This is a genomic window from Sediminimonas sp., assembly GCF_024637375.1.
Lineage (GTDB): Bacteria > Pseudomonadota > Alphaproteobacteria > Rhodobacterales > Rhodobacteraceae > Sediminimonas.
Genome location: NZ_JAGXFK010000021.1, coordinates 55,356 through 81,527, shown reverse-complemented (window position 1 = coordinate 81,527; position 26,172 = coordinate 55,356). Strand labels below are relative to the sequence as shown.

Sequence of the window (26,172 nt, the reverse complement as noted above, 5' to 3'; positions counted from 1 at the left end):
TCAGCTTGACGGCTGGAAGTTCCAAGGGAGGAGTTCGTCGATCCGGTTTTTCGGATGGCCGGCGGCGATGGCCTCGAGGGTGGCCTTGAGATAGGCGAAGGGCTCGACGCCGTTGATCTTTGCGGTTTCGATCAGCGACGCAATGCGGCCCCAGGTCTTGCCGCCCTCGTCGTGACCGGCGAACAACGCATTTTTCCTGTTCAGTGCGATCGGGCGGATCAGGTTCTCGACGCCGTTCGAGTCGATCTCGACGCGGCCGTCATGGAGGAAGGTCTGCAGGCGATCCCAGTGGCGATGGATATAGGCCAGCTTCTCGCCCAGCCTTGATTTCGCCGACACGCGCAGGCGCTGCTCTTGCAGCCAGTCGCCGAACGCCGTGGCCAGGGGCGCCGTGTGTGCTTGGCGGGCCGAGAGACGCTGGCCGGGGGCGCAGCCGCGGATGTCGGCCTCGACCTTGTAGATCTCGGCAATGCGGCGCAGGCCCTCTGCCGCGATCTCCGAGCCGTCGCGGTCGAAGACCTCCTTCAGCTTGCGCCGGGCATGCGCCCAGCAATGCGCCACGCGGATGGGATCACCGCCCTTGCGGGAGGGGCGCGTCAGGCGATTGTAGCCCGTATACCCGTCGAGTTGCAGGATTCCGTCGAAGCCGCGCAGGAACGTCTCAGCGTTTTGCCCGCTCCGGTCCGGGGCGTAAAAGAACACCACCCCTGGCGGGTCGGCGCCACCCCACCTGCGGTCGTCGCGGGCCAGCGCCCAGAGATAACCGGTCTTGGTCCGGCCCCGCCCCGGATCGAGAACCGGCGCAGTGGTCTCGTCCATGAACAGCTTGCTGGACGCCTTCAGGTGCTCGGCCAATCGGTCGACGACGGGCCGCAGGTGGAACCCCGCAACACCGACCCAGTCGGCCAGGGTGCTGCGGTCGATGGTGACGCCCGACCGGGCGAGCATCTGGCTCTGGCGATATAACGGCAGATGGTCGGCATACTTGCTGACCAGCACGTGCGCGATGGCCCCCTCGGTCGGCAGCCCGCCCTCGATCAGGGCGGCGGGGGCCGATGCCTGCGTCACGCCATCCGTGCAGGCACGGCAGGCATATCTGGGGCGCACGGTGACCAGCACGCGCAGCTGCGCCGGCACGATGTCCAGCCGCTCCGTGCGATCTTCGCCGATCTTGTGCATCTGTCCGCAGCCGCACGGGCACTCCAGGCTTTCCGGCTCGATCACGCGCTCGATGCGTGGCAGGTCCTTGGGCAGGTTGCCGCGGTTGCGCCTGGCCACCCGTTTGCGTTTTGACGTGTCCTCGCTGGGCGCTTGATCCTGTTTCTGTTCCTCGGCCTCGGAGACGGCAATGTTGAGGTCCTCGAAGGCCAGCTGCCGGTCGTCCTCGTCGAGCTTCTCGGACTTCTTGCCATGCACAACGTGGTTCAATTCGGCGACCAGGTGCTCGAGGCGCTTGTTGATCTCCTTGAGGGAGGCCGTCTCGCGCAACAGCGCGGCGACAGTGTCGCGCTGGTCCTCGGGGATGGAGTAGCGCAAAAATGGCGCGTCGCTATCGCAAGCTTCCGACCGCAGACCTCGCCGACCGGCTTCGTGCGCACGGTTGGGAGTTCCAGCCATGATCGGCAAGATTTGGGAATCCGAAATCTGGGGAGCAAAAAAGCCGCTGAATTTCAGCGGCTTACCCAAAATATGCGTTCCCTTAGCAGGGGAGCGCCTTCGACCACTCGGCCACGTCTCCGCGGTCGCGTTTATCGGCCATGATCGCCGAAAACAAGTCGAAAAGTTCACGACGTCGCCTCCTGCACTGCCCTTGCCCTGCCTTGGTGGCAAGATCTGCCGCACCGGGCACACGAACGCGGTTCGGCAACAGAGGGGCGAAAAGAAACGGATGACGAATCCGCCGCGCGCGGATAGACCTTCGTTTCGAACGTCGTCGCCCGCGGCGCACCGACACGATCACACCCTGAGGACACCGCACATGATCCCGACCGCCTACCCCGCCAAGGAAGAAATCGCCCGCCTGACCGCGCGGATGCTGCTGGAGATCGAGGCGGTGCATTTCAACGTGGCCGAGCCGTTCACGCTGGCCTCGGGCCTGCCCAGCCCGACCTATATCGACTGTCGCAAGCTGATATCGTTTCCGCGCATCCGGGCCACGGCGATGGATTTCCTGGCCGTCACGGTGATGCGCGAGGCCGGATTCGAGGCGTTCGACACCATCGCCGGCGGCGAGACGGCGGGCATCCCCTTTGCCGCGCTGGTGGCCGAACGGATGGCCCTGCCCATGACCTACGTGCGCAAGAAGCCCAAGGGATACGGCCGCAATGCCCGCATCGAGGGCGCGATGCACGAGGGCCAGAGGGTGCTGCTGGTCGAGGACCTGACCACCGATGGCGGCAGCAAGCTCAGCTTCGTCGACGCGATCCGCGCGACCGGCGCGACTTGCGCCCATACCGCGGTGGTCTTCAGCTACGGCATCTTCCCGGAGACGGAAAAGACGCTGGGCGATCACGGTGTGCGCCTGCATGCGCTTTGCACCTGGCGCGACGTGCTGGCCGAGGCGCGCGCGCAGGGCGCCTTCGACGACGCCACGCTGGAGGGGGTCGCGGCCTTCCTCGACGATCCGCGCGGCTGGCAGGCGGCGCGGCGCTAGCCCCTACCCGCCACAAGATGTTGGCCCGCCCGTCGATACTCGTGCTACACTGTGTATGGGCCGGGATATCCACAGCTTGTCCCCGCAAACATACAAGTTGCCCCCGCCGGGCGTCTTTGGTTATCACCAGCGCCACCGCCGCGCGTGCCCGTCGCGGCGTCATCGGGGCAATCACGGGGCCGGAACCGGACAGCACATGAACGAGATCGCAGCATTCAACCCGACCGGCGCGCAGATCGAAGACGCCGAAACGATGCCGCATTCGATCGAGGCGGAGCAGCAGCTTCTGGGCGCCATCCTGACCAACAACGACCTATACGACCGGGTCGCCAGCATCATCGGGCCGCAGCATTTCTACGACCCCGTGCACGCCCGCATATTCGAGACCGCATCGGCACGCATCGCCAAGAACAACCTTGCCTCGCCGGTGACGCTCAAGGCCTTTTTCGAGGATGACGAGGGCCTCAAGGAGCTGGGCGGCCCGGCCTACCTGGTGCGGCTGGCGGGCGCCGCGATCAGCGCCTACGCGGTACGCGACTACGCGCAGATGATCTACGACCTGGCGGTGCGGCGCGAACTGATCGGGCTGGGCCGCGACATCGCTGCCAAGGCCGCCAAGGTCGAGGTCGACAATGAACCGCGCGAGCAGATCGTCGAGGCCGAGCAGGCGCTCTACAAGCTGGCCGAACAGGGCCAGTCCGAAAGCGGTTTCCAGTCTTTCCTCAAGGCGGTGACAGACGCGGTCAACGTGGCCAATGCCGCCTATCAGCGCGACGGCGGGCTGGCGGGGGTGTCGACCGGGCTGGTCGACATGGACCGCAAGCTGGGCGGGCTGCACCGATCCGACCTGCTGATCCTTGCCGGGCGGCCGTCGATGGGCAAGACATCGCTGGCCACCAACATCGCCTTCAACATCGCCAAGGCCTACAAGCGCGGCACCCTGCCCGATGGCACCGAGGGCACGGTCCAGGGCGGCGTCGTGGGCTTCTTCAGCCTGGAGATGAGCGCCGAACAACTGGCTGCCCGGATCCTGTCGGAGGCGGCCGAAGTCCCCAGCGAGCAGATCCGCCGCGGTGACATGACCGAAACCGAATTCCGCCGCTTCGTCGACGCCGCCAAGGCGCTCGAGGCGTGCCCTCTGTTCATCGACGATACCCCGGCGCTGCCGATCAGTCAGCTTGCCGCGCGCGCCCGGCGGCTGAAACGCACCCATGGGCTGGACGTTCTGATCGTGGACTACCTGCAACTGGTGCGCGGCACCGGGAGAGGCGAAAACCGCGTCAACGAGATTTCCGAGATATCCATGGGACTGAAGGCCATCGCCAAGGAACTGGATATCCCCGTGATCGCGCTGTCGCAGCTCTCGCGCCAGGTCGAGGCGCGCGAGGACAAGCGCCCGCAACTGTCGGACCTGCGCGAATCCGGCTCGATCGAGCAGGATGCCGACGTGGTGATGTTCGTGTTCCGCGAGGAATACTACAAGGAACGCGAGAAACCCGGCGACCACGACCTCGAAGCGACGGCCAAGTGGACCGAGGAGATGGAGCGGCTGCACGGGCGCGCCGAGGTGATCATCGGCAAGCAGCGCCACGGCCCCATCGGCCATGTCGAGCTCAGCTTCGAAGGGCGCTTCACCCGCTTCGGCAACCTGGTAAAACCGTGGCAGCAGGACGGCGGCGGACAAGGATTCTGAAGCCACGGCGCGCCTGCGGCGCCGGATTCTTGAGTGTCCTTGGCAAGATGAAGCGGGACGCGTGTGCCGCCGCCCGTGTTTGCCCTTGACCTTGGGCACAACCCTGTCAAGAAACCGCCATGGCCAGTGGTGTTCTGACAATAGACCTCGAAGCGCTTGTCGAGAACTGGCGCGCGCTCGACGCGCGCACCGCTCCGCATGTCGAAACGGCGGCGGTGGTCAAGGCCGATGGCTACGGCCTGGGCGCGGCGCAAGTGGCGCGCGCACTGGCGCGGGCAGGCGCGCGGCGGTTCTTCGTCGCCATCGCCGAGGAAGGCGCCGCCATCCGGCAGGCGCTTGGGCCGGGGCCCGAGATCAACGTCTTTTCCGGCCACATGGCCGGCGATACCGAGATGATCACCGACCTTGAACTGGTCCCGATGATCAACTCGATCGACCAGATGCTGCGCCATGTAGAGGCCCTGCCCGGCGCGCCGTTCGGCGTCCAGCTCGACACCGGTATGAACCGGCTGGGGATGGAGCCCGCCGAATGGGCGGCCCTGCGCGACATCGCCCAACAGCAGGGTCCGACGCTGATCATGTCGCACCTGGCCTGCGCCGACACCCCCGACCACCCGATGAACGCGCAGCAATTGCGCACCTTCACCGAGATGACCGCAGGAATGGCGGTGCCGCGCTCGCTGGCGTCCACGGGAGGGGTGTTGATGGGCCCGGAGTACCACTTCGACCTCACCCGCCCCGGTATCGGGCTTTACGGCGGGCTGCCCTTCGCACAGGCGCAACCCGTCGCCTACCTGTCGCTGCCGGTGATCCAGACCCGCTGGGTCGCGGCGGGCGAAACGGTGGGCTACGGCAACACCTGGAGCGCGCCGCGCGACAGCCGCATCGCCACCGTGGCGGCGGGGTATGGCGACGGCGTCATGCGCCTGCTGGGGCCGCGTCTGTCGCTTTACGCGGGCCACACCGCCTGCCCGGTGCGCGGGCGCATTTCCATGGACCTGATCGGCGTCGACATCACCGACCTGCCCGAGGATCCGCCGGCACTGGACGTGCTGGGGCAGCAACAGGGCGTCGACGACCTGGCGGCAATGATCGACACCATCGGCTACGAGGTTCTCACCTCGCTGGGGGGGCGTTACACGCGGCGCCTGCACGGGGCATGAGCGCGACCGCCGCGTTTGCCGCGCTTGGCCGGCCGGTTCTGGGCGCGCTGGCGCTGCTCGGGCGCATCGCGCTGTTCGCGGCCGAAACCGTCAGCCACCTGGTGCGGCCGCCCTTTTACTGGCGTGAATTCGGCCATGCCCTGGTGCAGATCGGGTGGCTGTCGCTGCCCGTGGTGGGGCTGACGGCGCTGTTCACCGGCGGCGCGCTGGCGCTGCAGATCTACGCCGGCGGCTCGCGGTTCAACGCCGAAGCGGTGGTGCCCTCGATCGTCGCCATCGGCATGGTGCGCGAGTTGGGCCCGGTGCTGGGCGGGCTGATGGTGGCGGCACGGGTGGCCTCAAGCATCGCCGCCGAGATCGGCACCATGAAGGTGACCGAGCAGATCGACGCGCTGGTCACCCTGTCGACCCACCCGATGAAATATCTCACCGCGCCGCGGGTGCTGGCGGCGACGCTGGCGGTGCCGGTGCTGGTGGGGGTGGGCGACGCCATCGGCATCATGGGCGGCTACATGGTCGGCGTCACGCGGCTGGAGTTCAACCCCGGCACCTACCTGCACAACACGGTGGATTTTCTCGAAAGCTGGGATGTCGTGTCGGGCCTCATCAAGGGCGCCGCGTTCGGCTTCATCGTCGCCGTGATGGGCTGCTTTCACGGCATGCATTCGGGCCGCGGCGCGCAGGGCGTGGGGCGGGCCACCAAATCGGCGGTGGTGTCGGCCTCGATCCTGATCCTGGCGGCCAACTACCTTCTGACGGAGCTGTTTTTCTCGGCATGATCGCGCTCAGGGACGTTCACAAGGCTTTCGGCAACAACCGCGTGCTGCGCGGGCTGACGCTGGACGTGCCCAGGGGTGAAAGCATGGTGATCATCGGCGGCTCGGGCACCGGCAAGTCGGTGGCGCTGAAATGCATCCTTGGCCTGGTGGAGCCCGACAGCGGCACCATCGAGGTCGATGGCCGCGACGTGGCCGCCGGCGACCGCGACGCGTTCCTGGCGCGCTTCGGCATGCTGTTCCAAGGCGGTGCGCTGTTCGACAGCCTGCCGGTGTGGCAGAACGTGGCATTCCGGCTGCTGCGCGGCAGCCTCAAGCGCCCCAAGGACGAGGCGCGCGAGATCGCCATCGAAAAGCTGCGCCGCGTCGGGCTGAAACCGGAACAGGCCGATATGTTCCCCGCCGAGCTGTCGGGGGGCATGCAAAAGCGCGTCGGCCTGGCCCGCGCCATTGCCGCCGACCCCGAGATCATATTCTTCGACGAACCGACCACGGGCCTCGACCCGATCATGTCGGGTGTCATCAACGAACTGATCCGCGAGATCGTGGTCGAAATGGGCGCCACCGCGATGGCGATCACCCACGACATGACCAGCGTGCGCGCCATCGCCGACAAGGTAGCGATGCTGCATGACGGGGTGATCCAGTGGACGGGGCCTGTGTCGCGGCTCGACGACTCGGGCGACCCTTACCTCGATCAGTTCATCCACGGCCGCGCCGAGGGCCCGATCGAGGCGGTGCGTTGAGATGTTCGAGCCCGGCCCTGTTTTCTTGTTGTTCATCGCGCTCAAGGCCTACACCTACCTGCCGCTGGTGATGGCGCTGGCGGTGCTGCGGGTCGCGGCGGGGCGCGGGGCGTGGGTGCGCGGCCTCGCGGCAATGGCGGCGGCGGTGGCGCTGACGGGGGTCGCGGCACGCTTTGGCCCGCCGCTGACGAGGCACTACACCGGGCCGGTGGCGCAGATCGCAGATCGCATCGTGGGGCTTGGCGGCGGCATGGCGCTGCCGCTTGTGGCGTCGGCCCTGCTGGGCCTGTCGGCGGTGCCGCGCGGCGCGCGCTGGCGGCTCGTTGATGCGCTCAACGGCGTGCTGGTTCTGGTGCTGCTGGGCCTGTGGGCGGTGGCCCATTGAGCGCGGTGCCACCTGCGTGCTTGCGCCCTCGCGCGCGGTCGGGCAGAACGGCGCCATGGCAAGACCCAAGAGCTTCACCTGCACGGCCTGCGGCGCCGCGACGACGAAATGGGCCGGGCAGTGCGATGCCTGCGGGGCCTGGAACACCATCGTCGAGGAAAAGCCGCTATCGGCTGGGCCGCCCTCAAAAGCGCTCGGGGCGCGGCGCGGGCGCGCCGTGGCGCTGACCGACCTGGCCACGCAGGAGGTGCCGCCGCCGCGCACCCGTTCGGGGCTGGACGAGCTTGACCGCGTGCTGGGCGGCGGGCTGGTGCCGTCATCGGCGGTGCTGGTGGGGGGTGATCCGGGCATCGGCAAGTCGACGCTGCTGTTACAGGGCGCGGCGCACTTTGCGCGAGCCGGGCTGAAAACGCTTTACGTCTCGGGCGAAGAGGCCAGCGCCCAGGTGCGAATGCGCGCGCAGCGGCTTTCCCTGACAGACGCGCCGGTCAAGCTGGCGGCCGAGACCAACCTGCGCAACATCCTCACCACGCTGGAAGAGGAAAAACCGCAGCTTGTCGTCATCGACTCGATCCAGACGATGTGGGCCGACAATGTCGAAAGCGCGCCGGGCAGCGTGGCACAGGTACGTGCCGCCGCGCACGAACTGACCAGTTTCGCCAAGTGCCACGACATGTCGGTGGTGCTGGTGGGCCATGTCACCAAGGAAGGCCAGATCGCGGGCCCGCGCGTGGTCGAGCACATGGTCGATTGCGTGCTCTATTTCGAGGGCGAGCGCGGCCACCAGTTCCGCATCCTGCGCAGCGTCAAGAACCGCTTCGGCCCCGCCGACGAGATCGGCGTGTTCGAGATGACCGGCGCCGGGCTGTTGGAGGTCACCAACCCCTCGGCGCTGTTCCTGTCTGAGCGCGGCGAGCCGGCGCCCGGCTCGGTCGTCTTTTCGGGAATCGAGGGCACGCGCCCGCTGCTGGTGGAGTTCCAGGCCCTGGTCGCGCCCTCGTCGCTGTCGCAGCCGCGGCGCACGGTCGTGGGTTGGGACGGCGGGAGGCTGGCGATGATCCTGGCCGTGCTTGAGGCGCGCTGCGGCATCCCGTTTGCCGGGCTGGATGTCTATCTCAACGTCGCCGGCGGCATGAAGGTCAGCGAACCGGCCGCCGACCTGGCCGTGGCCGCGGCGCTGCTGAGCGCGCGCGAGGACGTGGCGCTGCCTGCCGAAACGGTGGTGTTCGGCGAAATCAGCCTGTCGGGCGCGCTGCGCCCGGTGGGGCAGAGCGAAAACAGGTTGAAAGAGGCGCAAAAACTTGGTTTCACCAAGGCAATCATGCCCGTGGGCGGCAAGCCGGGCGGGACCGGCGGGTTGGAGCTCACCCGGATGGGCGATCTGACGGCATTCGTTGGCGAGGTTTTCGGCGCCGGTTGAGCGCCCGGCAAGCGGGGATATGAGGGCAGATGGACGGATTTACCATCATCGACGGTGTCGTGGCACTGCTGATCCTGTTATCGGCGGTTCTGGCTTATGCGCGGGGCATCGTGCGCGAGACGCTGGCCATCGTCGGCTGGGTTGTGGCCGCGATCGTGGGCTTTACCTTTGCCCCGAAGGTGCAACCGCTGGTCGAGGAAATCCCGGTGGTGGGCACGATCCTCGGCGACAGTTGCGAATTGTCGGTCATCGCCGCCTTTGCCGCGGTCTTCGCCGTGGCGCTGGTCATCGCGGCACTTTTCACGCCGCTGTTCTCGTCGGTGGTGCACCGCTCGGCCATCGGCGGGCTCGACCAGGGGGCGGGGTTCCTGTTCGGCGTGCTGCGCGGTATCTTGCTGATCGCGGTGGCGTTTTTCGTCTACGACACGATCATGACCGGACAAGAGGTGGCAATGATCGACGACAGTCGCTCGGCACAGGTATTCGGGCGCATGACCACCCAGATCGAGAACCGCGAACCCCAGCAGGTTCTGGGCTGGATTACCCAGCAATACGAGACCCTTGTCAGCGTATGCGAGTGACCGGGCTGAAATCCGCTGTGTGCCGTCGCCGGCCCGGTGCGCCATCGGTGGTGCGGGCACGGGGCGCTTTCATGATCCTTTCGTGACACCGGGGGGTCAACGGCCTATGTAGGGGCCAGAAAACGCGCAACGGATTCGGAGCTTTCGGCCTTGTCCAAGCAAATGCCCCCCGCCCATCCCTTCGACGACGACGAGCTGCGCGAGGAGTGCGGCGTCTACGGGGTTCTCGGCGTCGCCGACGCCGCCAATTTCGTCGCCCTCGGCCTGCACGCGCTGCAACACCGCGGGCAAGAAGCCGGCGGCATCGTCGCCTACGAGCCCGAGACCGGGTTCAATGCCGCGCACCGCTTCGGCTATGTGCGCGACAACTTCACCCGGCAGAGCCTGATGGAAACCCTGCCGGGGATGCTGTCAATCGGCCATGTGCGCTATTCCACCGCCGGGTCCAAGGGCGCCGCGATCCGCGACGTGCAACCCTTCTTCGGCGAATTCTCGATGGGCGGCGCCGCCATCGCGCATAACGGCAACATCACCAATGCCGAGGCGCTCAGACGCGAGTTGATCGAGCGCGGCTCGATCTTCCAGTCGAGTTCGGACAGCGAATGCATCATCCACCTGATGGCGCGGTCGCTGCAAAAGGATATCCCCGAACGGATGGAGGACGCACTGCGCCGGGTCGAGGGTGCGTTTTCCATCGTCGCCATGACCCGGAGCCAGCTCATCGGCGTGCGCGACCCGCTGGGCGTGCGGCCGCTGGTGCTGGGCCGGGTGGCGGGCGCTTACGTCCTGAGTTCCGAAACCTGCGCACTGGACATCATCGGGGCGGATTACCTGCGCGAGATCGAACCCGGCGAGATGGTCGTGATCGACGACAACGGCATCGACAGCCGATTCCCGTTCCGGCCGCAATCGCCGCGCTTCTGCATTTTCGAACATGTCTATTTCTCGCGCCCCGACAGCATCCTGGGCGGGCGTTCGGTCTACGAGACACGCCGCCAGATCGGTGTCGAACTGGCCCGCGAGGCCCCGGTCGAGGCCGATCTTGTTTGCCCGGTGCCCGACAGCGGCACCCCCGCCGCGATCGGATTCAGCCAGGAATCGGGCATTCCCTATGCCATGGGGATCATCCGCAACCAGTATGTCGGCCGCACCTTCATCGAGCCGACCGAGCAGATCCGCAACATGGGCGTGCGGCTCAAGCTCAACGTCAACCGCGCGCTGATCAAGGGCAAGCGCGTGGTGCTGGTCGATGACAGCGTCGTGCGCGGCACCACCTCGCGCAAGATCAAGGAAATGATCCTCGATGCCGGCGCGGCGGAGGTGCATTTTCGCATCGCGTCCCCGCCCACGGCCTGGCCCTGTTTCTATGGTGTGGACACCCCGCAGCGCGAGAAGCTGCTTGCCGCCGGCATGTCCGAGGAAGAGATGCGCAGCCACCTTCAGGTGGACAGCCTGAGGTTTGTCACGCTCGACGGGCTCTACCGCGCCGTGGGTGAGGCGCAGGGCCGCGACGCGGGTTGCCCGCAATACTGCGACGCCTGTTTCTCGGGCGATTATCCGGTGGCCCCGTCGGACATGATCGAGAAAGGCTTTCAACTGAAAGTGAAAGCCGCGGAATAGTCGGCCATGCCCCATAGCGGGCGCGGCACAGGCAAGAGAGCGCGACCATGAGCGAAAAGATTGCCCTGATTACCGGTGCGTCACGCGGCCTTGGTGCCGCGCTGGCCGAGGCGCTGGCCGGCACCCACCACGTGGTGGCGGTGGCCCGCACCACCGGCGCGCTCGAAGACCTCGACGACCGCATCCAGGACGCCGGCGGAAACGCCACGCTGGCACCGATGGACGTGACCAACCCCGATGCCATGGCACAGCTTTGCCGCTCGATCTTCGATCGCTGGGGAACCGTCGATATCTGGGCGCACACGGCCATCCATGCGGCACCTTTGGCCCCGGCCTGTTTTCTGGATGCCGGTGACTGGGAAAAATCGGTGGCCAGCAACGTCACCGCCACCGGCCAGTTGATCCCGTTCATCGCGCCGCTTTTGGGCGAGGACGGCACGGCGCTGTTCTTCGACGACCCGCGCGCGGGCGAAAAGTACTTTGGCGCCTATGGCGCGACTAAGGCCGCGCAGATCGCGCTGGCCCGAAGCTGGGCAGCCGAAAGCGTGCGCACCGGCCCACGGGTCGCGGTTCTGACACCCGCACCGATGGCCACGGCGACGCGGGCGCGCTTTTTCCCCGGCGAGGACCGCGACGCGCTGAGCACCCCGGCCGACGAGGCCGCGCGCCTTCTGGCCGAAATCGCCTGACCACGGCCGCGCGCCAGCCCTTCATCTTGTTGCAAGTCCTCCGGGGGTGAATTGCGCGCCACGGGCAAGAGGAGGTAACGCCCCCTGACCGCGCGCGCCCCGAGGCGGGGTCTGCCGCTTGCCCCGCGCGCGGCACTCATCTAGACAACGAGAGAAACGGCGACGGGGCTCGGCATGCGTATTCTCATTACCAACGACGACGGCATCAACGCCCCGGGGCTGGAGGTGCTGCACGCCATCGCCACCGACCTGGCCGGCGCGGACGGCGAAGTCTGGACCGTCGCGCCCGCCTTCGAGCAATCGGGGGTCGGCCATGCGATCAGCTACACCCATCCGATGATGCTGGCCAAGCTGGGGGCGCGGCGCTACGCGGCCGAGGGCAGCCCCGCAGACTGCGTCATGGCCGGGCTGCACGAGGTGCTGCGCGAAGACCGCCCCGACCTGGTGCTGTCCGGCGTCAACCGGGGCAACAACTCGGCCGAGAACGCGCTTTATTCCGGCACCCTGGGCGGCGCCATGGAAGCCGCACTCCAGGGGTTGCCGGCGATGGCGCTGTCGCAGTATCTGGGCCCGCAGAATTTCCAGGCCGACAATCCGTTCGAGGCCGCCGCCGAACACGCGGCGGGCGTCATCCGAAAGCTTTTGGCCGCGACGCCACATTCCGAGGATGGCGCCGATTACCGGCTGTTCTACAACATCAACTTCCCGCCCCTGCCCGCCGCCGAGGTCAAGGGCACGCGGATCGTGGCGCAGGGCTTTCGCCGCCACACCCATTTCGGGGTCGAACCGCACCTGTCGCCCTCGGGGCGCAAGTTCCTCTGGGTCAAGGGCGGCGATCAGCACCGTCCGACCGCGCCGGATACCGATGCCGCCGTCAACCTCGACGGCTACATCTCGGTCACGCCGATGCGCGCCGACCTGACCGCGCACGACATCCTCGACCAGATCAAGGCCTTCGAATGAACGACCCGGACGACGCCACACGCAAGATGCAGTTCCTTTTCGCGCTGCGCTCGAAGGGCGTCACCGATGCGCGGGTTCTCTCGGCGATGGAAAAGATCGACCGCGGCCCGTTCATCCGTGGCCATTTCGCCGACCGCGCCTACGAGGACATGCCGCTGCCGATCGCCTGCGGGCAGACCATATCGCAGCCCTCGATCGTGGGGCTGATGACCCAGGCGCTGCGCATCAACCCGCGCGACAAGGTGCTGGAGGTGGGCACCGGCAGCGGCTACCAGGCCGCGATCCTGTCGCAGTTGGCGCGCCGGGTCTATACCGTCGACCGGCACCGCCGCCTGGTGCGCGAGGCACGCGCCATTTTCGAGGCGCTGGACCTGACCAACATCACCGCGCTCACCGTCGATGGCAGCTTCGGGCTGCCCGAACAGGCCCCGTTCGACCGTATCCTTGTCACAGCCGCGGCCGAAGACCCCCCAGGCCCGCTATTGGCGCAACTCAAGATCGGGGGTATCATGGTATTGCCAGTCGGACAGTCCGACACCGTGCAAAGCCTGATCCGCGTCACAAGGCATGACGCGGGTTACGATTACGACGAGTTGCGCCAGGTGCGTTTCGTTCCACTTGTCGAAGGGTTGGGGCGCGATGCTTGACCGGCCGACCGATACACAGTCAGCCAAGGCCCCGGCCACAAGGGGAGAGACAGAGGAAATCGAGATGACCCACCCCGACAACAGCCCCACGACGCCCAACCGCCGGCACCTGCAGCGGCGCGTGATCGCGACCGGATGCGCGCTTGCCCTGCTTGCGGCGTGCAGCGAGCCGCTCGACTACGACATGCGCGGCAATTTCGGCAATGCCATGACCACCAGCGACGCGGCGCGGAAAGCGACAGCAGACCGCCCGCAGCCCGACGACCGCGGTATCATCTCGTACCCGGGCTACCAGGTCGCGGTGGCGCGCAGGGGCGACACGCTGCGCGATGTCGCCACCCGTATCGGCATGGACGCGCAGCGCCTGGCCCGCTTCAACGGCATCAAGCCCGACGACCCGCTGCGCGCCGGGGAAATCATCGCGCTGCCCGACCGCGTGGCCGAACCCTCGCCCGCAACCGGCGCGCCCGCGACCGGGCCGATCCAGCCGCCGGGCGTCGATATCACCACGCTGGCCGGAAACGCCATCGACGAGGCCGAAACCACCGACGGCTCGGCAGCGCCGGCACAGCCCCGGTCCGACTCCCAGATCGGCATCGAACCCATTCGCCACAAGGTGGAACGGGGCGAGACCGCTTATTCCATCGCGCGCCTTTATGATGTCACCCCGCGCGCGCTGGCCGACTGGAACGGGCTCGACAGCCGCTTTACCGTGCGCGAAGGCCAATACCTGCTGATCCCGGTGCCCGAAGCCTCGGCGCAGCGCGACGATGGCGACACCGGCGAGCAGGAGCGCACCACCGCCGAGGCCACCAGCCCCGGCGTCGGCAGCCCGACGCCGACACCGCCCTCCTCCAGCAAGCCCCTGCCCGACGACACAGCCGACGACATCGCGGCGGCCTCGCCGTCCGCCCCCGATCTCGGCCAGACCCAGACGGCCGACACCGACAATGCGCGCCTGGCGATGCCCACGCGCGGAAAGATCATCCGCGCCTATGACAAGGGCCGCAACGAAGGCATCGACATCCAGGCGTCGGCGGGCAGCGCCATCGTCGCTGCGGCCGAGGGCAGCGTCGCGGCGATCACCTCGGATTCCGACGAAGTGCCGATCCTGGTGGTCAAGCATGACAACAACCTGCTGACCATCTACGGCAACATCGCCGATATCCGCGTCAAGAAGGGTGACAGCATCAGCCGCGGGCAGCAAATCGCCTCGATCAGGGACGGCGACGCCAACTATCTGCATTTCGAGGTCCGCGAAGGGTTCGAAAGCGTCGACCCGGCGCAATACCTGCCCTGAGCGCGCGGGCGCGGGCGGCTCAGCTCGCGCCGGTATCGCGATAGCCCGAAACCGGCCGCCGGAGCCTTGACGGCGACGGCGCGCGCCCGGCAAAGCGCGCCGCCAGCGTGCGCGGGCCGGCGGTGATGCGGAAATAGTCGTAGTCGCGCGGCCGGTCGAAGGCGCAAAGATACTGGAAATGCAGGCGAAAGAACCGCCGGCGCAGGCGCCTCCACTCGGGCGGCGACAGCGTTTCGCTGAACGCCGCCGAGATCACCAGCGGCCAACGCTGCTGCGCGGTTGCCACCCCCGTCACCGCCACCGGGTCGCACAGCGCGAAGGCGCAGCCGTCACCGGGCGCCGTCACGTCGACCCAGGCCAGCGCCTCGCTTTCGCTCAGGTAGCGCAGATCGGCGCGCAGGCGTTGGGCATCGGGCAGGAACGACACCATCGGCACCACCTGCCCCAGCGTCAGCAGCCCCAACGCCGGCCCCTCCGCCCCGGGGCCGTGCCCGGCACGCAGCAAATCCGACAGCACCGACACCGCCAGGTGCGCACCCGAGGAATGGCCAACCACCAGCACCTCGTCGATATCCTCGGCCAGCGCCGCGGCGATGCGGTCGGTGAAGGTGGCCAGGCGGGCCTCCAACGCGGGTGGGTTGGCGCCCTTGAACTGCGCGGAATAGGCGTAGTCATGCATCAGGTAATAGGCGAACAGGCGGTTGTCGATGCGCCGGAACCCCGCCAGCACCGGGGGCACCACCAAAAGCCCCGCCCAGGCCGCGAAAGGATGCAGCAGACCCAGGCCCCAGCCGGCCACCCTTGCCAGCGCCAGCGCAACCAGCAATTGCCCGACCAGGAACACCACCGGGTAGAGCGCCGCGATCACCGGCCCCTTGCGCAGGCGCGCAAGCCGGAACAGCGCACCGCTGGCAATGTAGATCCACGCGGTTCGCAACATTTGCACATAGGTGGCGAGGATGCCGCGATCCATGCTGTCGCGCACCAGGTCCGACCAGACCATCACCTCGACATCTGTCTCGACCTGTCGATCCTCGATGGTGGCGCTGACATGCCAGCCGAACGGGCCGTCACCACGCCGCGGGCCGAGATCCAGCGCGTAGCGGCTGACCTGTGCCTGCCGCGCACCGTGTTCACGGTAGAGTTCGCGGTAGCGGCGCGGCGGGATCGGGTCGTAGCCGGGGATGTAGAATACGCGGCGCCGTTTCACATCGTTTGTTCCGTCGCGCGTCATGCCGCCCCCTCGATCTGCCCGGTCGGCCTCATAGTTGCCGCAGATCGCGCGGCAGGCGCAACGCAAAAGACCGCGACCCTTGCGGATCGCGGCCTTTGCTGCCGGTGCTCAGGCGCGGCGGACGCTCACCGTCCCAGCGACCACCAGCCGCGGCGCCTGGGCTTTTCGCGGTCTTCCTCCGGCGCGGCGGCCGGTGCCTCCTCGGATTCGGTCGAAGGCGCAGGCGCCGGTTCGGCCTCTGCGCCGGCATCGTCCGGCGTGTCGGCCTCTGCGTGCGGCGTTGCCGCGACGGGTTCGGGAACCTCCTCGCGCGGCACCGGCGGGGGTGGCGCCTGATCCGCATCCGCCTGTGCGACGGCGCCATTGGGGCTGTCGGCAGCGCGATCAGGCTGCGGCGCCGGCGAGGGTTCCGTCACGTCTGGTGACGCGGTAGACGGCTCAGGCGGCGCGGCCTTGGCCGGGGTCCTGGCGGTCTTTGCCGGGCTCTTGCGCGTGCGCTTGACCTTGGGCTTTTCGTCCGCGGGCGCCCCCGCTTCGGCCTGCGCGGCCTCGCCGGTCGCCGCTTCGGGGCTGTCGGCGGGGGCCGCTTCGCCGCCCTTCGCGGATTTCGCGCGCCGCTTGGCCGGTTTCTTTCCGGGCTTCTTGTCACCCTCATCGGTTTCGGCGGCAGCGTCGGGCGCCTCGGGCCGGGGTTGCGGCTGCGCATCCTGCCCGTTGTCGTCTTCGGGCCCGGCGCCTTGCGTGTTCTCAGCGCCCTCGCCCGACTTGGATTTCCCACCGCTGCGGCGACGCCGGCGGCGGCGCTTCTTGGGCTTGCCACCCTCTTCCGCGGCCGCTGGCGTGGCGGCGGGGGCCTCCTCGGCCTTGGCGGCATCGGGGGTCTCGGCAGCCTCGGCGACAACCTCGGCCGGCGTGTCGGCGTCGATCTGGTCCATCAGCGAGGTATCGACAGACACCACCGGCGCCGTCGCATCGCCGACGACACGGGTCGCCGTCTTGAACTTCTCCAGGCTGAAATCGGGGCTGACGAGGAACGGGTCGCCTTCGACCCGCACCGACAGCCCGTAGCGCGCCTCGATCTGCGCGATGTGCTCGCGCTTGAAGTTCATCAGGTAGTTGGCGATGCCGACGGGCGCCTTGACCAGCACCTCGCGCGAGCGGCGGCGCACGCCTTCTTCCTCGATCTGGCGCAGGATCGACAGCGACAGGTTGTCGTCCGAGCGAATCAGCCCGGTGCCGTGGCAATGCGGACAGGGCTGCGTCGTGGCCTCGATCATGCCCGGGCGCAGGCGCTGGCGCGACATCTCCATCAAGCCGAAACCGCTTATGCGGCCCACCTGAATGCGGGCGCGGTCGGTTTTCAGCTTGTCCTTGATCTTCTTCTCGACGGCGGCGTTGTTGCGGCGCTCGTCCATGTCGATGAAGTCGATCACGATCAGGCCGGCCAGGTCGCGCAGACGCACCTGTCGGGCGACCTCTTCCGCCGCTTCGAGGTTGGTCTTGAGCGCGGTGTCCTCTATCGAGCCTTCCTTGGTCGCCTTGCCGGAGTTCACGTCGATCGCCACCAGCGCCTCGGTCACGCCGATCACGATGTAGCCCCCCGACCTGAGTTGCACCGTGGGGTTGAACATCGAGTTGAGATAGCTTTCCACCTGGTGGCGGGCGAAAAGCGGCATGCTCTCACTGTATTGTTTCACGTTCTTGGCATGGGACGGCATGATCATCTTCATGAAGTCCTTGGCGATCCGGTAGCCCTTTTCACCTTCGACCAGCACCTCGTCGATCTCGCGATTGTAGAGGTCGCGGATCGAGCGTTTGATCAGGTCGCCCTCCTCGTAGATCTTCGCCGGCGCGATGGATTTCAGCGTCAGTTCGCGAATCTGCTCCCACAGGCGCTGCAGGTACTCGTAGTCGCGCTTGATCTCGGTCTTGGTGCGCTTGGCCCCGGCGGTGCGCACGATCAGCCCGGCACCGCGGGGCACGTCGATCTCGCTCGCGATTTCCTTGAGCTTCTTGCGGTCAACGGCGTTGGTAATCTTGCGGCTTATGCCGCCGCCACGCGCGGTGTTGGGCATCAGCACGCAATAGCGCCCGGCAAGCGAAAGGTAGGTGGTCAGCGCCGCGCCCTTGTTGCCGCGTTCTTCCTTGACGACCTGGACCAGCAAAATCTGGCGGACCTTGATGACCTCCTGGATCTTGTACCGGCGCGGCCGCGGCTTGCGCGGCGGGCGGATGTCGTCCTGGTCGTCATCGTCGGCGATGGCCTCGATGCTGTCGTCCTTCTGGGCGGCATCGCTGCGCCGGCCGGCACCGTTGCCGTTGCCATCCGACGTGTCGTCGTCGGCCGGCGCGGCGGTGTCGGCTGCCTGGTCGCCGCCGTCGTCGTCACCGCCGGCCGACTGGCCCTCATCGGGTTCGGCTACGGGCGTTTCGGCAACGGTTTCCATCGGCGAGCTGCCCTCGGGCACCTCGGCGTGCTTGTCCGCATCGGCCTCCAGGTCGATCGTCTCCATGCCGGTGATCTCGGCCCCGGATTCGACGGCCCCGGCATCATCGCGGGGAGCACGCGACGTGGTCGCGTCGCCGCTACCGGACCTGGCCGCGCGTGGTTTGCGCCCGCCCCGGCCGCGGCCACCGCGGCCGCCGCCGTCGGCGGCTTCGTCGTCCCGCGCGCCTTGCGCCTCGGCCTGCACGCGCTCTTCCTCCATCAACGCCTCGCGGTCGGCGACGGGGATCTGGTAGTAATCGGGGTGTATCTCTGAGAACGCGAGGAATCCGTGGCGGTTACCGCCGTAATCGACGAACGCCGCCTGCAGCGACGGTTCGACCCGCGTTACCTTCGCCAGGTAGATATTGCCCGCAAGCTGACGCTTGTTCTCGGACTCGAAGTCGAACTCCTCAACCTTGTTTCCATCCACCACGACGACGCGGGTTTCTTCCGCGTGCGTGGCGTCGATCAGCATTTTCTTGGCCATGATTTCCGTCTGCATCGCGGCACGGCCTTCGCCCGCAGGGGGCGACGGCTATACGGCTGATGTCTGGCTGGGCGAAACCGGGCGCGTCGAGAGAGGGCCCGCGAACGGACTCCACCCTAAGATCTGATGCTCTCGCGCGCCTCATCGCATTTCTTCTCCGACGCCCGCTTGCGGAGCGCCCATTATCTTCCCTGCGGCGCCGCATTCCGGGCAGCAGGGGCTTTCGTGGCCCGTGTCCGGGTCCAATCGGTCTGTTCAGGCGTGGCGGAAGTAATTCCTGCGATTGTCTGAAACAGCGAAACTCTCGCGGCGAGGTCGTCGCAAACCCCATGCCGTTAGCGGGACAATAAAGGCAGCGGAGGGCCAATTACAATGGTGAAAATGTGCGCCCGGCCCGGTGGCCGGGGCATTCAGGTATAATCCGACCGGTGCAAACCGTACTTTGCCATCTTTTCGTTCAACGTCCGGCGTGGCAGGCACAGCTCGTCCATCACCGCCGCGATGGAGCCCTTGTGGCGGCGCATGGTGTTGTCGATGAGCATGCGCTCGAACGCCTCGACATATTCCTTGAGCGGCTTGCCCTCGGTGGTCATCACCGGCGCCATCTCGTCGTTGTCGCTCATCAGCAGCGAGGTGATCGTCCCCTGCCCGCGGCGCGATTGCAGCACCGCGCGTTCGGCCACGTTGATGAGCTGGCGCACGTTGCCGGGCCACGGCGCCTGCAACAGTTGCGCTGCCTCCTGCGCGCTGACGGTGAGCGCGTCGCAGCCATATTCCTCCGAGAACTGCTCGGCGAAGCGGTTGAAAAGGGTCAGGATGTCCTCGCCGCGCGCGCGCAACGGCGGCAGGGTCATGCGCAACGACGCCATCCGGTAGAACAGGTCGGCGCGCAGGGCGTCCTCGCTGGTGCGCCCCTCGTCCTGAAGATTGGAAATGGCGATGATGCGCGTCTCGGGCGGCGCGCCCTGCTCGTTGATGACGCCCAGAAGGCGCTCCTGCTGCGCGTCCGAAAGGGTTTCGACCCCTTCCAGCACCAAGGTGCCGCCGCGCGCCTCTTCGACCGCGGGCAGGCGGCTTTCGTCTGGCAGCACCGGCCCGAACAGGCGCCGCGTCAGCGCCTCCTCTTCCAGCGCGCCACAGGCCACCAACACGAACTTGCGCCCCGAGCGCGAGCCGACCGCGTGCAGCGCGTGCGCCACCAGCGTCTTGCCGGTGCCGGTTTCGCCGTCGATCAGGACATGGCCATCGGCCTGGCCGAGGTCCAGGATGTCCTCGCGCAGGCGTTCCATGCTGCTGCTGGAGCCGATGAGCTTGTTCATGATATGCTCGCCATGCGACAACTCGCGCCTGAGCGCGCGGTTGTCCAGCGTCAGCCGCCGCGCCGCGACCGCCTGCTTGGCCAGCTCGGTCATGCGTTCGGGGTTGAACGGCTTTTCAAGAAAATCATGGGCGCCCAGGCGCATTGCCTCGACCGCCATGGGCACGTCGCCGTGCCCAGTGATCATGATCACCGGCAGCGCGCTGTCGGTCGCCATCAGCTTCTTGAGCAACTGCATCCCGTCCATGCCGGGCATACGGATGTCGGTGATCACGATGCCGGGGTAATCGGGGCCGAGCGCCCTGAGCGCCTCTTCGGCGCCCGCGTATATCTCGGTGTCGAACCCCGACAGCGCCAGCCACTGGCTGATCGATTGCCGCATGTCCTGTTCGTCATCCACGATGGCGATCTTCATCACTTTCGACATGGGCTACTCCGCCGCTTCTGTTTCTGCATCATCAGTCAAGATAGGCAATTGCATCTCGAATACAGCCCCCCCGCCCTCGGCATTTCGGGCGATCAGCCGTCCGCCCATGTCGGCGACGATCCCCGACGAGATCGCCAGCCCCAGGCCGACCCCGTCGCCGGGCTTCTTGGTGGTATAGAAGGGTTCGAACAGGGACTCCAGATCCGCGATCCCGGGGCCGTTGTCGCGCACGCTCAGCGACGCGGTTTCGCCCGCTGCCAGGATGATGTCGATCTGCGGTTCCGCCTCGCCGTGGGTGGCGTCCAGGGCGTTGCGCAACAGGTTGACCAACACCTGCTCGATACGAACGCGGTCGCCCATCACGCGCACCGGGTGGGCCGGTAACGCGCGGCTGATGCGAACGCTGCGCTGTTTGAGCTGCGGTTCCATCATCGAAAGCGATGCCGCGACCGCGTCGCGCAGGTCGACGGGTTCGAACACGTCCCCGCCCTTGCGCGCATAGGACTTCAGCTGCCGGGTAATGGCCCCCATCCGCCCGATCAGGTCGTCGATACGCTGGAAGGCCGACAGCGCCTCGTCGGCGCGGTTGCGCTGCACCAGCAGCCGGGCGCCGGCCAGGTAGGTTTTCATCGCCGCCAGCGGCTGGTTCAACTCGTGGCTGACAGCCGCCGACATTTCGCCCAGAACCGCCAGCTTGGAGCTTTGGGCAAGCGTCTGCTCGGCCTCGGCAAGGGTTTCCTGGACCCGCTCGCGCTCGGCGATTTCACGCTGTAGCCGCGCGTTCAACCGGCGGAGCTCCGCCGATTCGCGCTGGAACAGCGCCATGCGCACTGCCGTGCGGCGCGACAGGAAATAGAATGCCAGCGCGAACAGCACCGCGAATCCCATGATTTCCAGCGCCAGGACGCCGTTCACCTTCTCGCGCACGCTGTCATAGGTGGTGAAGCTGGCGATCCGCCAGCCTCGGAATGGCAGCCGCGATTCGACCCGCATCACCGCCTCACCGCCCAGGTAGGCATCGGCACGCTCGGCGGTCCAGTCGGCAGTGGCCTGGATGGCGCGCTCGATGGCGCTTTCGGCCGGGGCCCGCGCCAGCGCGCGCTCCTCGGTCAGGCCACGCCAGCGCGGCTCGGTCGCCAAGATGATCATCCCGGAGCTGTCCGTGACCAGCACCGCGTCGGAAATGCCCTTCCAGTCCTGTTCGAACTTGCGCAGGTCCACCTCGACAAGGATCACGCCGTGAACCTCGCCCCGCTGCTCGATCCGGCGCGAATAGGTGAACCGGTAGCCACCGCTTTCGCGCTCGCCGACGCTGAAAAGCGTATCGCGCGAGCGCAGCGCATCGACGAAATAGGAGGCGCTGCGGTGCTGCGAGCCCAGGCGGTTGCGGTCGGTGGCGGCCACGGCGCGCCCGTCGCGGTCGAGCAGCATCAGCGATGCGGCGCCGATTTCCTCGACGAACGACAGCAGCCGCTGCGTCGACTGCGAGAAATCCGAGGTGGCAAGCGCCGCGATCAGCGTCGGGTCGCGCGCCAGAAGCTGCGGCACGATAGCGTTGCGGCGCAGCTCGCTCATCAGGTTGCCGCCGTAAAGCGCCAGCCGCAATTCGGCGCGGTTGCGGGTGTCGCTGGTGAAGCGTTCGGTCAGGAAACGGTTGCTCACCACCACCGTCACCACTGCCAGTACCAGCAGCAGGCCCAGCGCCAGCCGCGCCCGCCAGCTTACGGTGCGCGGACCGTCCGCAGTTTGTTCGGTTAAGCTCGTGCGCGCCATCGGCTATGTGTACGCCCTGCGCGCCGGCGGCTCAAGTCAGGCCGTCGCCATCTGCGCGACCACCGAATCGAACAGGATCGCCCCATCGGTGCCGCCGTGGCCCGCGTCGGCGGCGCGTTCGGGATGCGGCATCATGCCCAGAACGCGGCGGTTTTCGCTGAGGATTCCGGCGATATCGGCGACCGATCCGTTGAGGTTGTCGCAATAGGTAAAGGCGATGCGATCCGCGTCGCGCAGCCGCGCCACCAGATCCGGGCCGGCGGTGTAGTTGCCCTCGTGGTGCGCAACGGGGATGTCGATCACCTGCCCCGGCGCATAGCCCGAGGTGAACGGGCTGTCGGTCGTCTCGACCCGCAGTTCGGTGCGCCGGCAGATGAACTTGAGCCCTGCATTGCGCATCAGCGCGCCGGGCAGCAGGCCGGTTTCGGTCAGCACCTGAAAGCCGTTGCAGATGCCCAGGACGTGGCCGCCGCGTTCGGCATGCGCCACCACCGAGCGGCAGATGGGCGAGTTGGCGGCGATCGCCCCGCAGCGCAGGTAATCACCGAACGAGAACCCGCCGGGGATCGCGACAAGGTCGATACCGGCGGGCAGTTCGGTATCCTTGTGCCACACCATGGACACCCGCGCGCCCGCCCGCTCAAGGGCAACGGCAAGATCACGGTCGCAGTTGGAGCCGGGAAAGACGATGACAGCCGCGCGCATGACAAGGACCCTCTGTTGATGCTGTGGCGATGCTCTAGCGCGCTGCGACGTGCTTGTCCATCACGGGGAGGTGCGGCACGCGGCGCGGAGTGCGGGAGATGGGGCCAGGTACCAATAATGTCCGTTACCCATGCGCGGAATCAAGGCGCGGAACGCGCCGCCGCGCATCGCCGGGCCGCCCCCCGGCACGGCGATTTGGTTGGCGCCTGCGCAACACTTTGATCTTTTTCGGATTATGCAAACATAAAGTGCTGCCGCACGAACGTTGGATCGCCGCACCACGGCCCGGTGATGCACGGCTTGGCGACCGCTGCGAACGGCAGCTCCGTCCCGCAAAGCGGACCGGCAGCCGCCCCTCAGGTCAGTTCCACCGTGTAGCTTTCGATCACGGTGTTGGCCAGCAACCGCTCGCACATGTCGCGCACCTGCGCCTCGGCGCGGGTTGGGTCCGTCTCGGCCAGGTCCAGCTCGATCACCTTGCCCTGGCGCACGCCTTCGACCCCGTCGAAGCCGAGGCTGCCCAGCGCGTGGCGCACCGCCTCGCCCTGTGGGTCCAGGACGCCGGTCTTGAGCATCACATGCACGCGTGCCTTCATCGGTGGAGTCCCCTTCAGTTGATCAGCGTCGGCTTGGCCATCGGCGTGGCGCCGCCCCGGGGCAGCACGCCCAGCCGCCGCGCGACCTCGGTATAGGCGTCGGTCAGACTACCCAGATCGCGCCGGAACACGTCCTTGTCGAGCTTCTGGCCGGTCTCGATATCCCAAAGGCGGCACGAATCGGGGCTGATTTCATCGGCGAGGATCAGGCGCTGGAAATCGCCGTCATAGACGCGCCCGACCTCGATCTTGAAATCCGCCAGCCGGATACCGACACCGAACAGCACCCCGCTGAGAAAATCGTTGACCCGCAGCGCCAGGCTGAGAATGTCGTCCATGTCCTGCTGGCTGGCCCACCCGAAGGCGGCGATGTGTTCCTCGCTGACCAGCGGATCGCCAAGCGCATCGTCCTTGAGGCAGTATTCCACGATCGGGCGTGGCAGTTGCCCGCCCTCGTCCAGGCCCAGCCGCTTGGCCAGCGACCCGGCGGCGTAATTGCGCACGATGATTTCCAGCGGCACGATCTCGCAGGCGCGCACCATCTGTTCGCGCATGTTCATGCGCTTGATGAAATGCGTCGGCACCCCGACATTGCCCAGCCCGGTCATGAAGAATTCGGACAACAGGTTGTTGAGCACCCCCTTGCCCTCGATCACGTCGTGCTTCTGGGCGTTGAAGGCGGTGGCATCGTCCTTGAAATACTGCACGATGGTGCCTGGTTCGGGGCCCTCGTACAGGATTTTCGCCTTGCCCTCGTAGATCTTCTTGCGCCGCGCCATGGCCACTCCGTCGCTGTTTGCGGGGATGAGTCCCCGCGCCCTTGCCGCATCTCATAGTTCAAGGGCCCGCCCGCCGCAAGATGCAGCCCCTTGCGCCCAAGCCTCGCGGCAGGCATATCAGGGGGAACGTCAATCTGATCCGAGGACCGGACCATGAGCACCTTCGACGACCGCGAAAACGCGTTCGAAAACAAATTCGCCCATGACGCCGAAATGCAGTTCAAGGCCGAGGCCCGGCGCAACAAGCTGTTGGGCCTGTGGGCGGCCGAGCTTCTGGGCAAGACCGGCGCGGAAGCCCAGACCTACGCCGCCGAAGTCATCAAGGCCGATTTCCAGGAAGCCGGTCACGAGGATGTCGTGCGCAAGGTCGCCGGCGATCTGGGCGGGCGCGCCGACGAGGCCCAGATCCGCGCCAAGATGGAAGAGTTCCTGCGCGAGGCAAAGGGCCAGCTCGTCAAGGAGCACTGAACGCCGCTCATCTGCGCGCCGCTGTCTCCGGGGCACGCTTCCGTCTCGCGCCGCGGGCGAAACCCGATTTGATGCCCGCCGCACGTGGGGGTCCGAGCCGATCAGGATCGCGCCATGACCGATGCCCTTTCCCGCCTTCTCGATACCCGCGACTGGCTGATGGCCGACGGCGCCACGGGGACCAACCTGTTCAATATGGGGTTGCAATCGGGCGAGGCTCCCGAGTTGTGGAACGACACCCACCCCGAGCGCATCCGCACGCTTTACCGCGGCGCGGTGGACGCGGGCAGTGACATCTTCCTGACCAACTCCTTCGGCGGCAATGCCAGCCGGCTGAAACTGCACGGCGCGCAAAAGCGTGCCTTTGAGCTGTCGCGCATCGCCGCGGAGCTGGGCCGCGAGGTGGCCGACGCCGCCGGACGCCCGGTGGTGGTGGCCGGGTCGGTCGGCCCCACTGGCGAGATATTCGAACCCATGGGCGTGATGACCCACGCGCTGGCGGTCGAGATGTTCCACGAACAGGCCGAGGGGCTCAAGGCGGGCGGCGCCGACGTCGCATGGCTGGAGACCATCTCGGCGCCCGAGGAATACCGCGCCGCCGCCGAGGCGTTCCGGCTGGCCGGGATGGCGTGGTGCGGCACCATGAGCTTCGACACAGCCGGGCGCACCATGATGGGCCTGACCAGCGCCGACATGGTGGCGATCGTCGAGGGGCTCGACAACCCGCCGCTGGCTTACGGCGCCAATTGCGGAACCGGTGCATCGGACCTGCTGCGCACGGTGTTGGGATTCGCCGCACAAGGGGCCGAGCGTCCGATCATCGCCAAGGGCAACGCCGGCATCCCCAAATACCACGACGGCCATATCCACTATGACGGCACGCCCGACCTGATGGCCGATTACGCCGCGATGGCCCGCGACTGCGGCGCCACCATCATCGGGGGCTGCTGCGGCACCATGCCCGCGCACCTGGAGAAGATGCGCCTGGCGCTGGAGACGCGCCCGCGCGGTCCGCGCCCGACGCTGGAACAGATCACGCAGGCGCTGGGGCCGTTCTCGTCGGCCACCGAAGGCACCGGCGACGCGGGCGAAGAACCGGCGCCGCGCCGTGGCGGCGGGCGCCGCCGGCGGCGCGGCTGATCCGCGCAACCCCCACGCAGACAAGCAGAATTTACCCCCGGTGAGCGGCATTTGCCGCCCGAAGTCGGTTGCGGGTGCGCGCATGTCGCAATCCGGACAGTGCGGATGCGACAAAATGGCC

At 67.3% G+C, this 26,172-nt stretch carries 23 protein-coding genes; 15 read left to right on the top strand and 8 right to left on the bottom strand.

Going from position 1 to position 26,172, the window contains the following annotated elements:
• On the bottom strand, nucleotides 1–1,686 hold the full coding sequence (locus tag Q0L89_RS03155; protein ID WP_296762476.1) for an IS66 family transposase: 1,686 nt from the start codon (nucleotides 1,684–1,686) through the stop codon (nucleotides 1–3).
• Between the two features lie 292 nt (nucleotides 1,687–1,978).
• On the opposite strand from Q0L89_RS03155, the gene Q0L89_RS03150 reads away from it, so the two are divergent.
• The 13 genes from Q0L89_RS03150 (at nucleotide 1,979) to Q0L89_RS03090 (ending at nucleotide 14,636) form a co-directional block, all read left to right on the top strand.
• Nucleotides 1,979–2,653, top strand: coding sequence for an orotate phosphoribosyltransferase (locus Q0L89_RS03150; RefSeq protein ID WP_296762475.1), 675 nt, complete (start codon nucleotides 1,979–1,981; stop codon nucleotides 2,651–2,653).
• 196 nt (nucleotides 2,654–2,849) lie between these two features.
• Nucleotides 2,850–4,346: a replicative DNA helicase gene (locus tag Q0L89_RS03145; RefSeq protein ID WP_296762474.1), complete on the top strand. Its 1,497-nt coding sequence runs from the start codon at nucleotides 2,850–2,852 to the stop codon at nucleotides 4,344–4,346.
• 119 nt (nucleotides 4,347–4,465) lie between these two features.
• The gene (gene alr, locus Q0L89_RS03140) at nucleotides 4,466–5,509 is read left to right on the top strand and encodes an alanine racemase (protein ID WP_296762473.1); all 1,044 of its coding nucleotides are present in this window, start codon (nucleotides 4,466–4,468) and stop codon (nucleotides 5,507–5,509) included.
• Nucleotides 5,506–6,288, top strand: coding sequence for an ABC transporter permease (locus tag Q0L89_RS03135; RefSeq protein WP_296762471.1), 783 nt, complete (start codon nucleotides 5,506–5,508; stop codon nucleotides 6,286–6,288). The genes alr and Q0L89_RS03135 overlap by 4 nt, the downstream gene beginning before the upstream one ends.
• Nucleotides 6,285–7,031, top strand: a complete 747-nt coding sequence (locus Q0L89_RS03130) for an ATP-binding cassette domain-containing protein (protein WP_296762470.1) — start codon at nucleotides 6,285–6,287, stop codon at nucleotides 7,029–7,031. The genes Q0L89_RS03135 and Q0L89_RS03130 overlap by 4 nt, the downstream gene beginning before the upstream one ends.
• Before the next feature lies 1 nt (nucleotide 7,032).
• A complete protein-coding gene (locus Q0L89_RS03125) occupies nucleotides 7,033–7,416 on the top strand; it encodes a hypothetical protein (protein ID WP_296762468.1) in 384 nt (127 codons plus the stop codon).
• Nucleotides 7,417–7,471: 55 nt separating this feature from the next.
• Nucleotides 7,472–8,836: a DNA repair protein RadA gene (radA, locus tag Q0L89_RS03120; protein ID WP_296762467.1), complete on the top strand. Its 1,365-nt coding sequence runs from the start codon at nucleotides 7,472–7,474 to the stop codon at nucleotides 8,834–8,836.
• A gap of 29 nt (nucleotides 8,837–8,865) precedes the next feature.
• Nucleotides 8,866–9,417, top strand: a complete 552-nt coding sequence (locus tag Q0L89_RS03115; protein ID WP_296762465.1) for a CvpA family protein — start codon at nucleotides 8,866–8,868, stop codon at nucleotides 9,415–9,417.
• 162 nt (nucleotides 9,418–9,579) lie between these two features.
• Complete coding sequence (gene purF / locus Q0L89_RS03110; RefSeq protein ID WP_296762487.1) at nucleotides 9,580–11,037, top strand: amidophosphoribosyltransferase; 1,458 nt, start codon at nucleotides 9,580–9,582, stop codon at nucleotides 11,035–11,037.
• A 47-nt stretch (nucleotides 11,038–11,084) separates the two neighbouring features.
• A complete protein-coding gene (locus tag Q0L89_RS03105; protein WP_296762463.1) occupies nucleotides 11,085–11,726 on the top strand; it encodes an SDR family NAD(P)-dependent oxidoreductase in 642 nt (213 codons plus the stop codon).
• Nucleotides 11,727–11,900: 174 nt separating this feature from the next.
• Nucleotides 11,901–12,689, top strand: a complete 789-nt coding sequence (surE, locus tag Q0L89_RS03100) for a 5'/3'-nucleotidase SurE (RefSeq protein ID WP_296762462.1) — start codon at nucleotides 11,901–11,903, stop codon at nucleotides 12,687–12,689.
• Nucleotides 12,686–13,336: a protein-L-isoaspartate(D-aspartate) O-methyltransferase gene (locus Q0L89_RS03095; RefSeq protein WP_296762460.1), complete on the top strand. Its 651-nt coding sequence runs from the start codon at nucleotides 12,686–12,688 to the stop codon at nucleotides 13,334–13,336. Before surE ends, Q0L89_RS03095 begins: the two co-directional genes overlap by 4 nt.
• 64 nt (nucleotides 13,337–13,400) lie before the next feature.
• Nucleotides 13,401–14,636 (top strand): LysM peptidoglycan-binding domain-containing protein, encoded by a 1,236-nt coding sequence (locus Q0L89_RS03090; protein ID WP_296762458.1) that lies wholly within the window; start codon nucleotides 13,401–13,403, stop codon nucleotides 14,634–14,636.
• Nucleotides 14,637–14,655: 19 nt separating this feature from the next.
• Here the strand turns inward: Q0L89_RS03090 and Q0L89_RS03085 are convergent, their stop codons facing one another.
• From Q0L89_RS03085 to purC, 7 genes are all read right to left on the bottom strand, one after another.
• Complete coding sequence (locus tag Q0L89_RS03085; protein ID WP_296762456.1) at nucleotides 14,656–15,870, bottom strand: hypothetical protein; 1,215 nt, start codon at nucleotides 15,868–15,870, stop codon at nucleotides 14,656–14,658.
• A gap of 125 nt (nucleotides 15,871–15,995) precedes the next feature.
• A complete protein-coding gene (locus Q0L89_RS03080) occupies nucleotides 15,996–18,845 on the bottom strand; it encodes a ribonuclease E/G (protein ID WP_296762486.1) in 2,850 nt (949 codons plus the stop codon).
• Between the two features lie 410 nt (nucleotides 18,846–19,255).
• A complete protein-coding gene (locus Q0L89_RS03075; RefSeq protein ID WP_296762454.1) occupies nucleotides 19,256–20,590 on the bottom strand; it encodes a sigma-54 dependent transcriptional regulator in 1,335 nt (444 codons plus the stop codon).
• Between the two features lie 3 nt (nucleotides 20,591–20,593).
• The gene (locus Q0L89_RS03070) at nucleotides 20,594–22,363 is read right to left on the bottom strand and encodes an ATP-binding protein (RefSeq protein ID WP_296762453.1); all 1,770 of its coding nucleotides are present in this window, start codon (nucleotides 22,361–22,363) and stop codon (nucleotides 20,594–20,596) included.
• 36 nt (nucleotides 22,364–22,399) lie between these two features.
• Nucleotides 22,400–23,068, bottom strand: coding sequence for a phosphoribosylformylglycinamidine synthase subunit PurQ (gene purQ / locus Q0L89_RS03065; RefSeq protein WP_296762450.1), 669 nt, complete (start codon nucleotides 23,066–23,068; stop codon nucleotides 22,400–22,402).
• Nucleotides 23,069–23,424: 356 nt separating this feature from the next.
• Nucleotides 23,425–23,664, bottom strand: a complete 240-nt coding sequence (gene purS / locus Q0L89_RS03060; RefSeq protein WP_296762448.1) for a phosphoribosylformylglycinamidine synthase subunit PurS — start codon at nucleotides 23,662–23,664, stop codon at nucleotides 23,425–23,427.
• A 14-nt stretch (nucleotides 23,665–23,678) separates the two neighbouring features.
• Nucleotides 23,679–24,443 carry a phosphoribosylaminoimidazolesuccinocarboxamide synthase gene (gene purC, locus Q0L89_RS03055; protein ID WP_296762446.1) on the bottom strand — a complete coding sequence of 255 codons (765 nt, stop codon included), beginning with the start codon at nucleotides 24,441–24,443 and terminating at the stop codon, nucleotides 23,679–23,681.
• A gap of 153 nt (nucleotides 24,444–24,596) precedes the next feature.
• On the opposite strand from purC, the gene Q0L89_RS03050 reads away from it, so the two are divergent.
• Both Q0L89_RS03050 and bmt read left to right on the top strand, forming a co-directional pair.
• Nucleotides 24,597–24,911 carry a DUF1476 domain-containing protein gene (locus Q0L89_RS03050; protein ID WP_296762444.1) on the top strand — a complete coding sequence of 105 codons (315 nt, stop codon included), beginning with the start codon at nucleotides 24,597–24,599 and terminating at the stop codon, nucleotides 24,909–24,911.
• 114 nt (nucleotides 24,912–25,025) lie between these two features.
• Nucleotides 25,026–26,051: a betaine--homocysteine S-methyltransferase gene (bmt, locus tag Q0L89_RS03045; RefSeq protein ID WP_296762442.1), complete on the top strand. Its 1,026-nt coding sequence runs from the start codon at nucleotides 25,026–25,028 to the stop codon at nucleotides 26,049–26,051.
• Nucleotides 26,052–26,172 lie beyond the last annotated feature (121 nt).

Bases quoted from the DNA above. Each gene is read 5' to 3' on its own strand.
- Q0L89_RS03150 (WP_296762475.1), top strand. From the start codon at position 1,979: ATGATCCCGACCGCCTACCCCGCCAAGGAAGAAATCGCCCGCCTGACC.
- Q0L89_RS03145 (WP_296762474.1), top strand. From the start codon at position 2,850: ATGAACGAGATCGCAGCATTCAACCCGACCGGCGCGCAGATCGAAGAC.
- alr (WP_296762473.1), top strand. From the start codon at position 4,466: ATGGCCAGTGGTGTTCTGACAATAGACCTCGAAGCGCTTGTCGAGAAC.
- Q0L89_RS03135 (WP_296762471.1), top strand. From the start codon at position 5,506: ATGAGCGCGACCGCCGCGTTTGCCGCGCTTGGCCGGCCGGTTCTGGGC.
- Q0L89_RS03130 (WP_296762470.1), top strand. From the start codon at position 6,285: ATGATCGCGCTCAGGGACGTTCACAAGGCTTTCGGCAACAACCGCGTG.
- Q0L89_RS03125 (WP_296762468.1), top strand. From the start codon at position 7,033: ATGTTCGAGCCCGGCCCTGTTTTCTTGTTGTTCATCGCGCTCAAGGCC.
- radA (WP_296762467.1), top strand. From the start codon at position 7,472: ATGGCAAGACCCAAGAGCTTCACCTGCACGGCCTGCGGCGCCGCGACG.
- Q0L89_RS03115 (WP_296762465.1), top strand. From the start codon at position 8,866: ATGGACGGATTTACCATCATCGACGGTGTCGTGGCACTGCTGATCCTG.
- purF (WP_296762487.1), top strand. From the start codon at position 9,580: ATGCCCCCCGCCCATCCCTTCGACGACGACGAGCTGCGCGAGGAGTGC.
- Q0L89_RS03105 (WP_296762463.1), top strand. From the start codon at position 11,085: ATGAGCGAAAAGATTGCCCTGATTACCGGTGCGTCACGCGGCCTTGGT.
- surE (WP_296762462.1), top strand. From the start codon at position 11,901: ATGCGTATTCTCATTACCAACGACGACGGCATCAACGCCCCGGGGCTG.
- Q0L89_RS03095 (WP_296762460.1), top strand. From the start codon at position 12,686: ATGAACGACCCGGACGACGCCACACGCAAGATGCAGTTCCTTTTCGCG.
- Q0L89_RS03090 (WP_296762458.1), top strand. From the start codon at position 13,401: ATGACCCACCCCGACAACAGCCCCACGACGCCCAACCGCCGGCACCTG.
- Q0L89_RS03085 (WP_296762456.1), bottom strand. From the start codon at position 15,870: ATGACGCGCGACGGAACAAACGATGTGAAACGGCGCCGCGTATTCTAC.
- Q0L89_RS03080 (WP_296762486.1), bottom strand. From the start codon at position 18,845: ATGGCCAAGAAAATGCTGATCGACGCCACGCACGCGGAAGAAACCCGC.
- Q0L89_RS03075 (WP_296762454.1), bottom strand. From the start codon at position 20,590: ATGTCGAAAGTGATGAAGATCGCCATCGTGGATGACGAACAGGACATG.
- Q0L89_RS03070 (WP_296762453.1), bottom strand. From the start codon at position 22,363: ATGGCGCGCACGAGCTTAACCGAACAAACTGCGGACGGTCCGCGCACC.
- purQ (WP_296762450.1), bottom strand. From the start codon at position 23,068: ATGCGCGCGGCTGTCATCGTCTTTCCCGGCTCCAACTGCGACCGTGAT.
- purS (WP_296762448.1), bottom strand. From the start codon at position 23,664: ATGAAGGCACGCGTGCATGTGATGCTCAAGACCGGCGTCCTGGACCCA.
- purC (WP_296762446.1), bottom strand. From the start codon at position 24,443: ATGGCGCGGCGCAAGAAGATCTACGAGGGCAAGGCGAAAATCCTGTAC.
- Q0L89_RS03050 (WP_296762444.1), top strand. From the start codon at position 24,597: ATGAGCACCTTCGACGACCGCGAAAACGCGTTCGAAAACAAATTCGCC.
- bmt (WP_296762442.1), top strand. From the start codon at position 25,026: ATGACCGATGCCCTTTCCCGCCTTCTCGATACCCGCGACTGGCTGATG.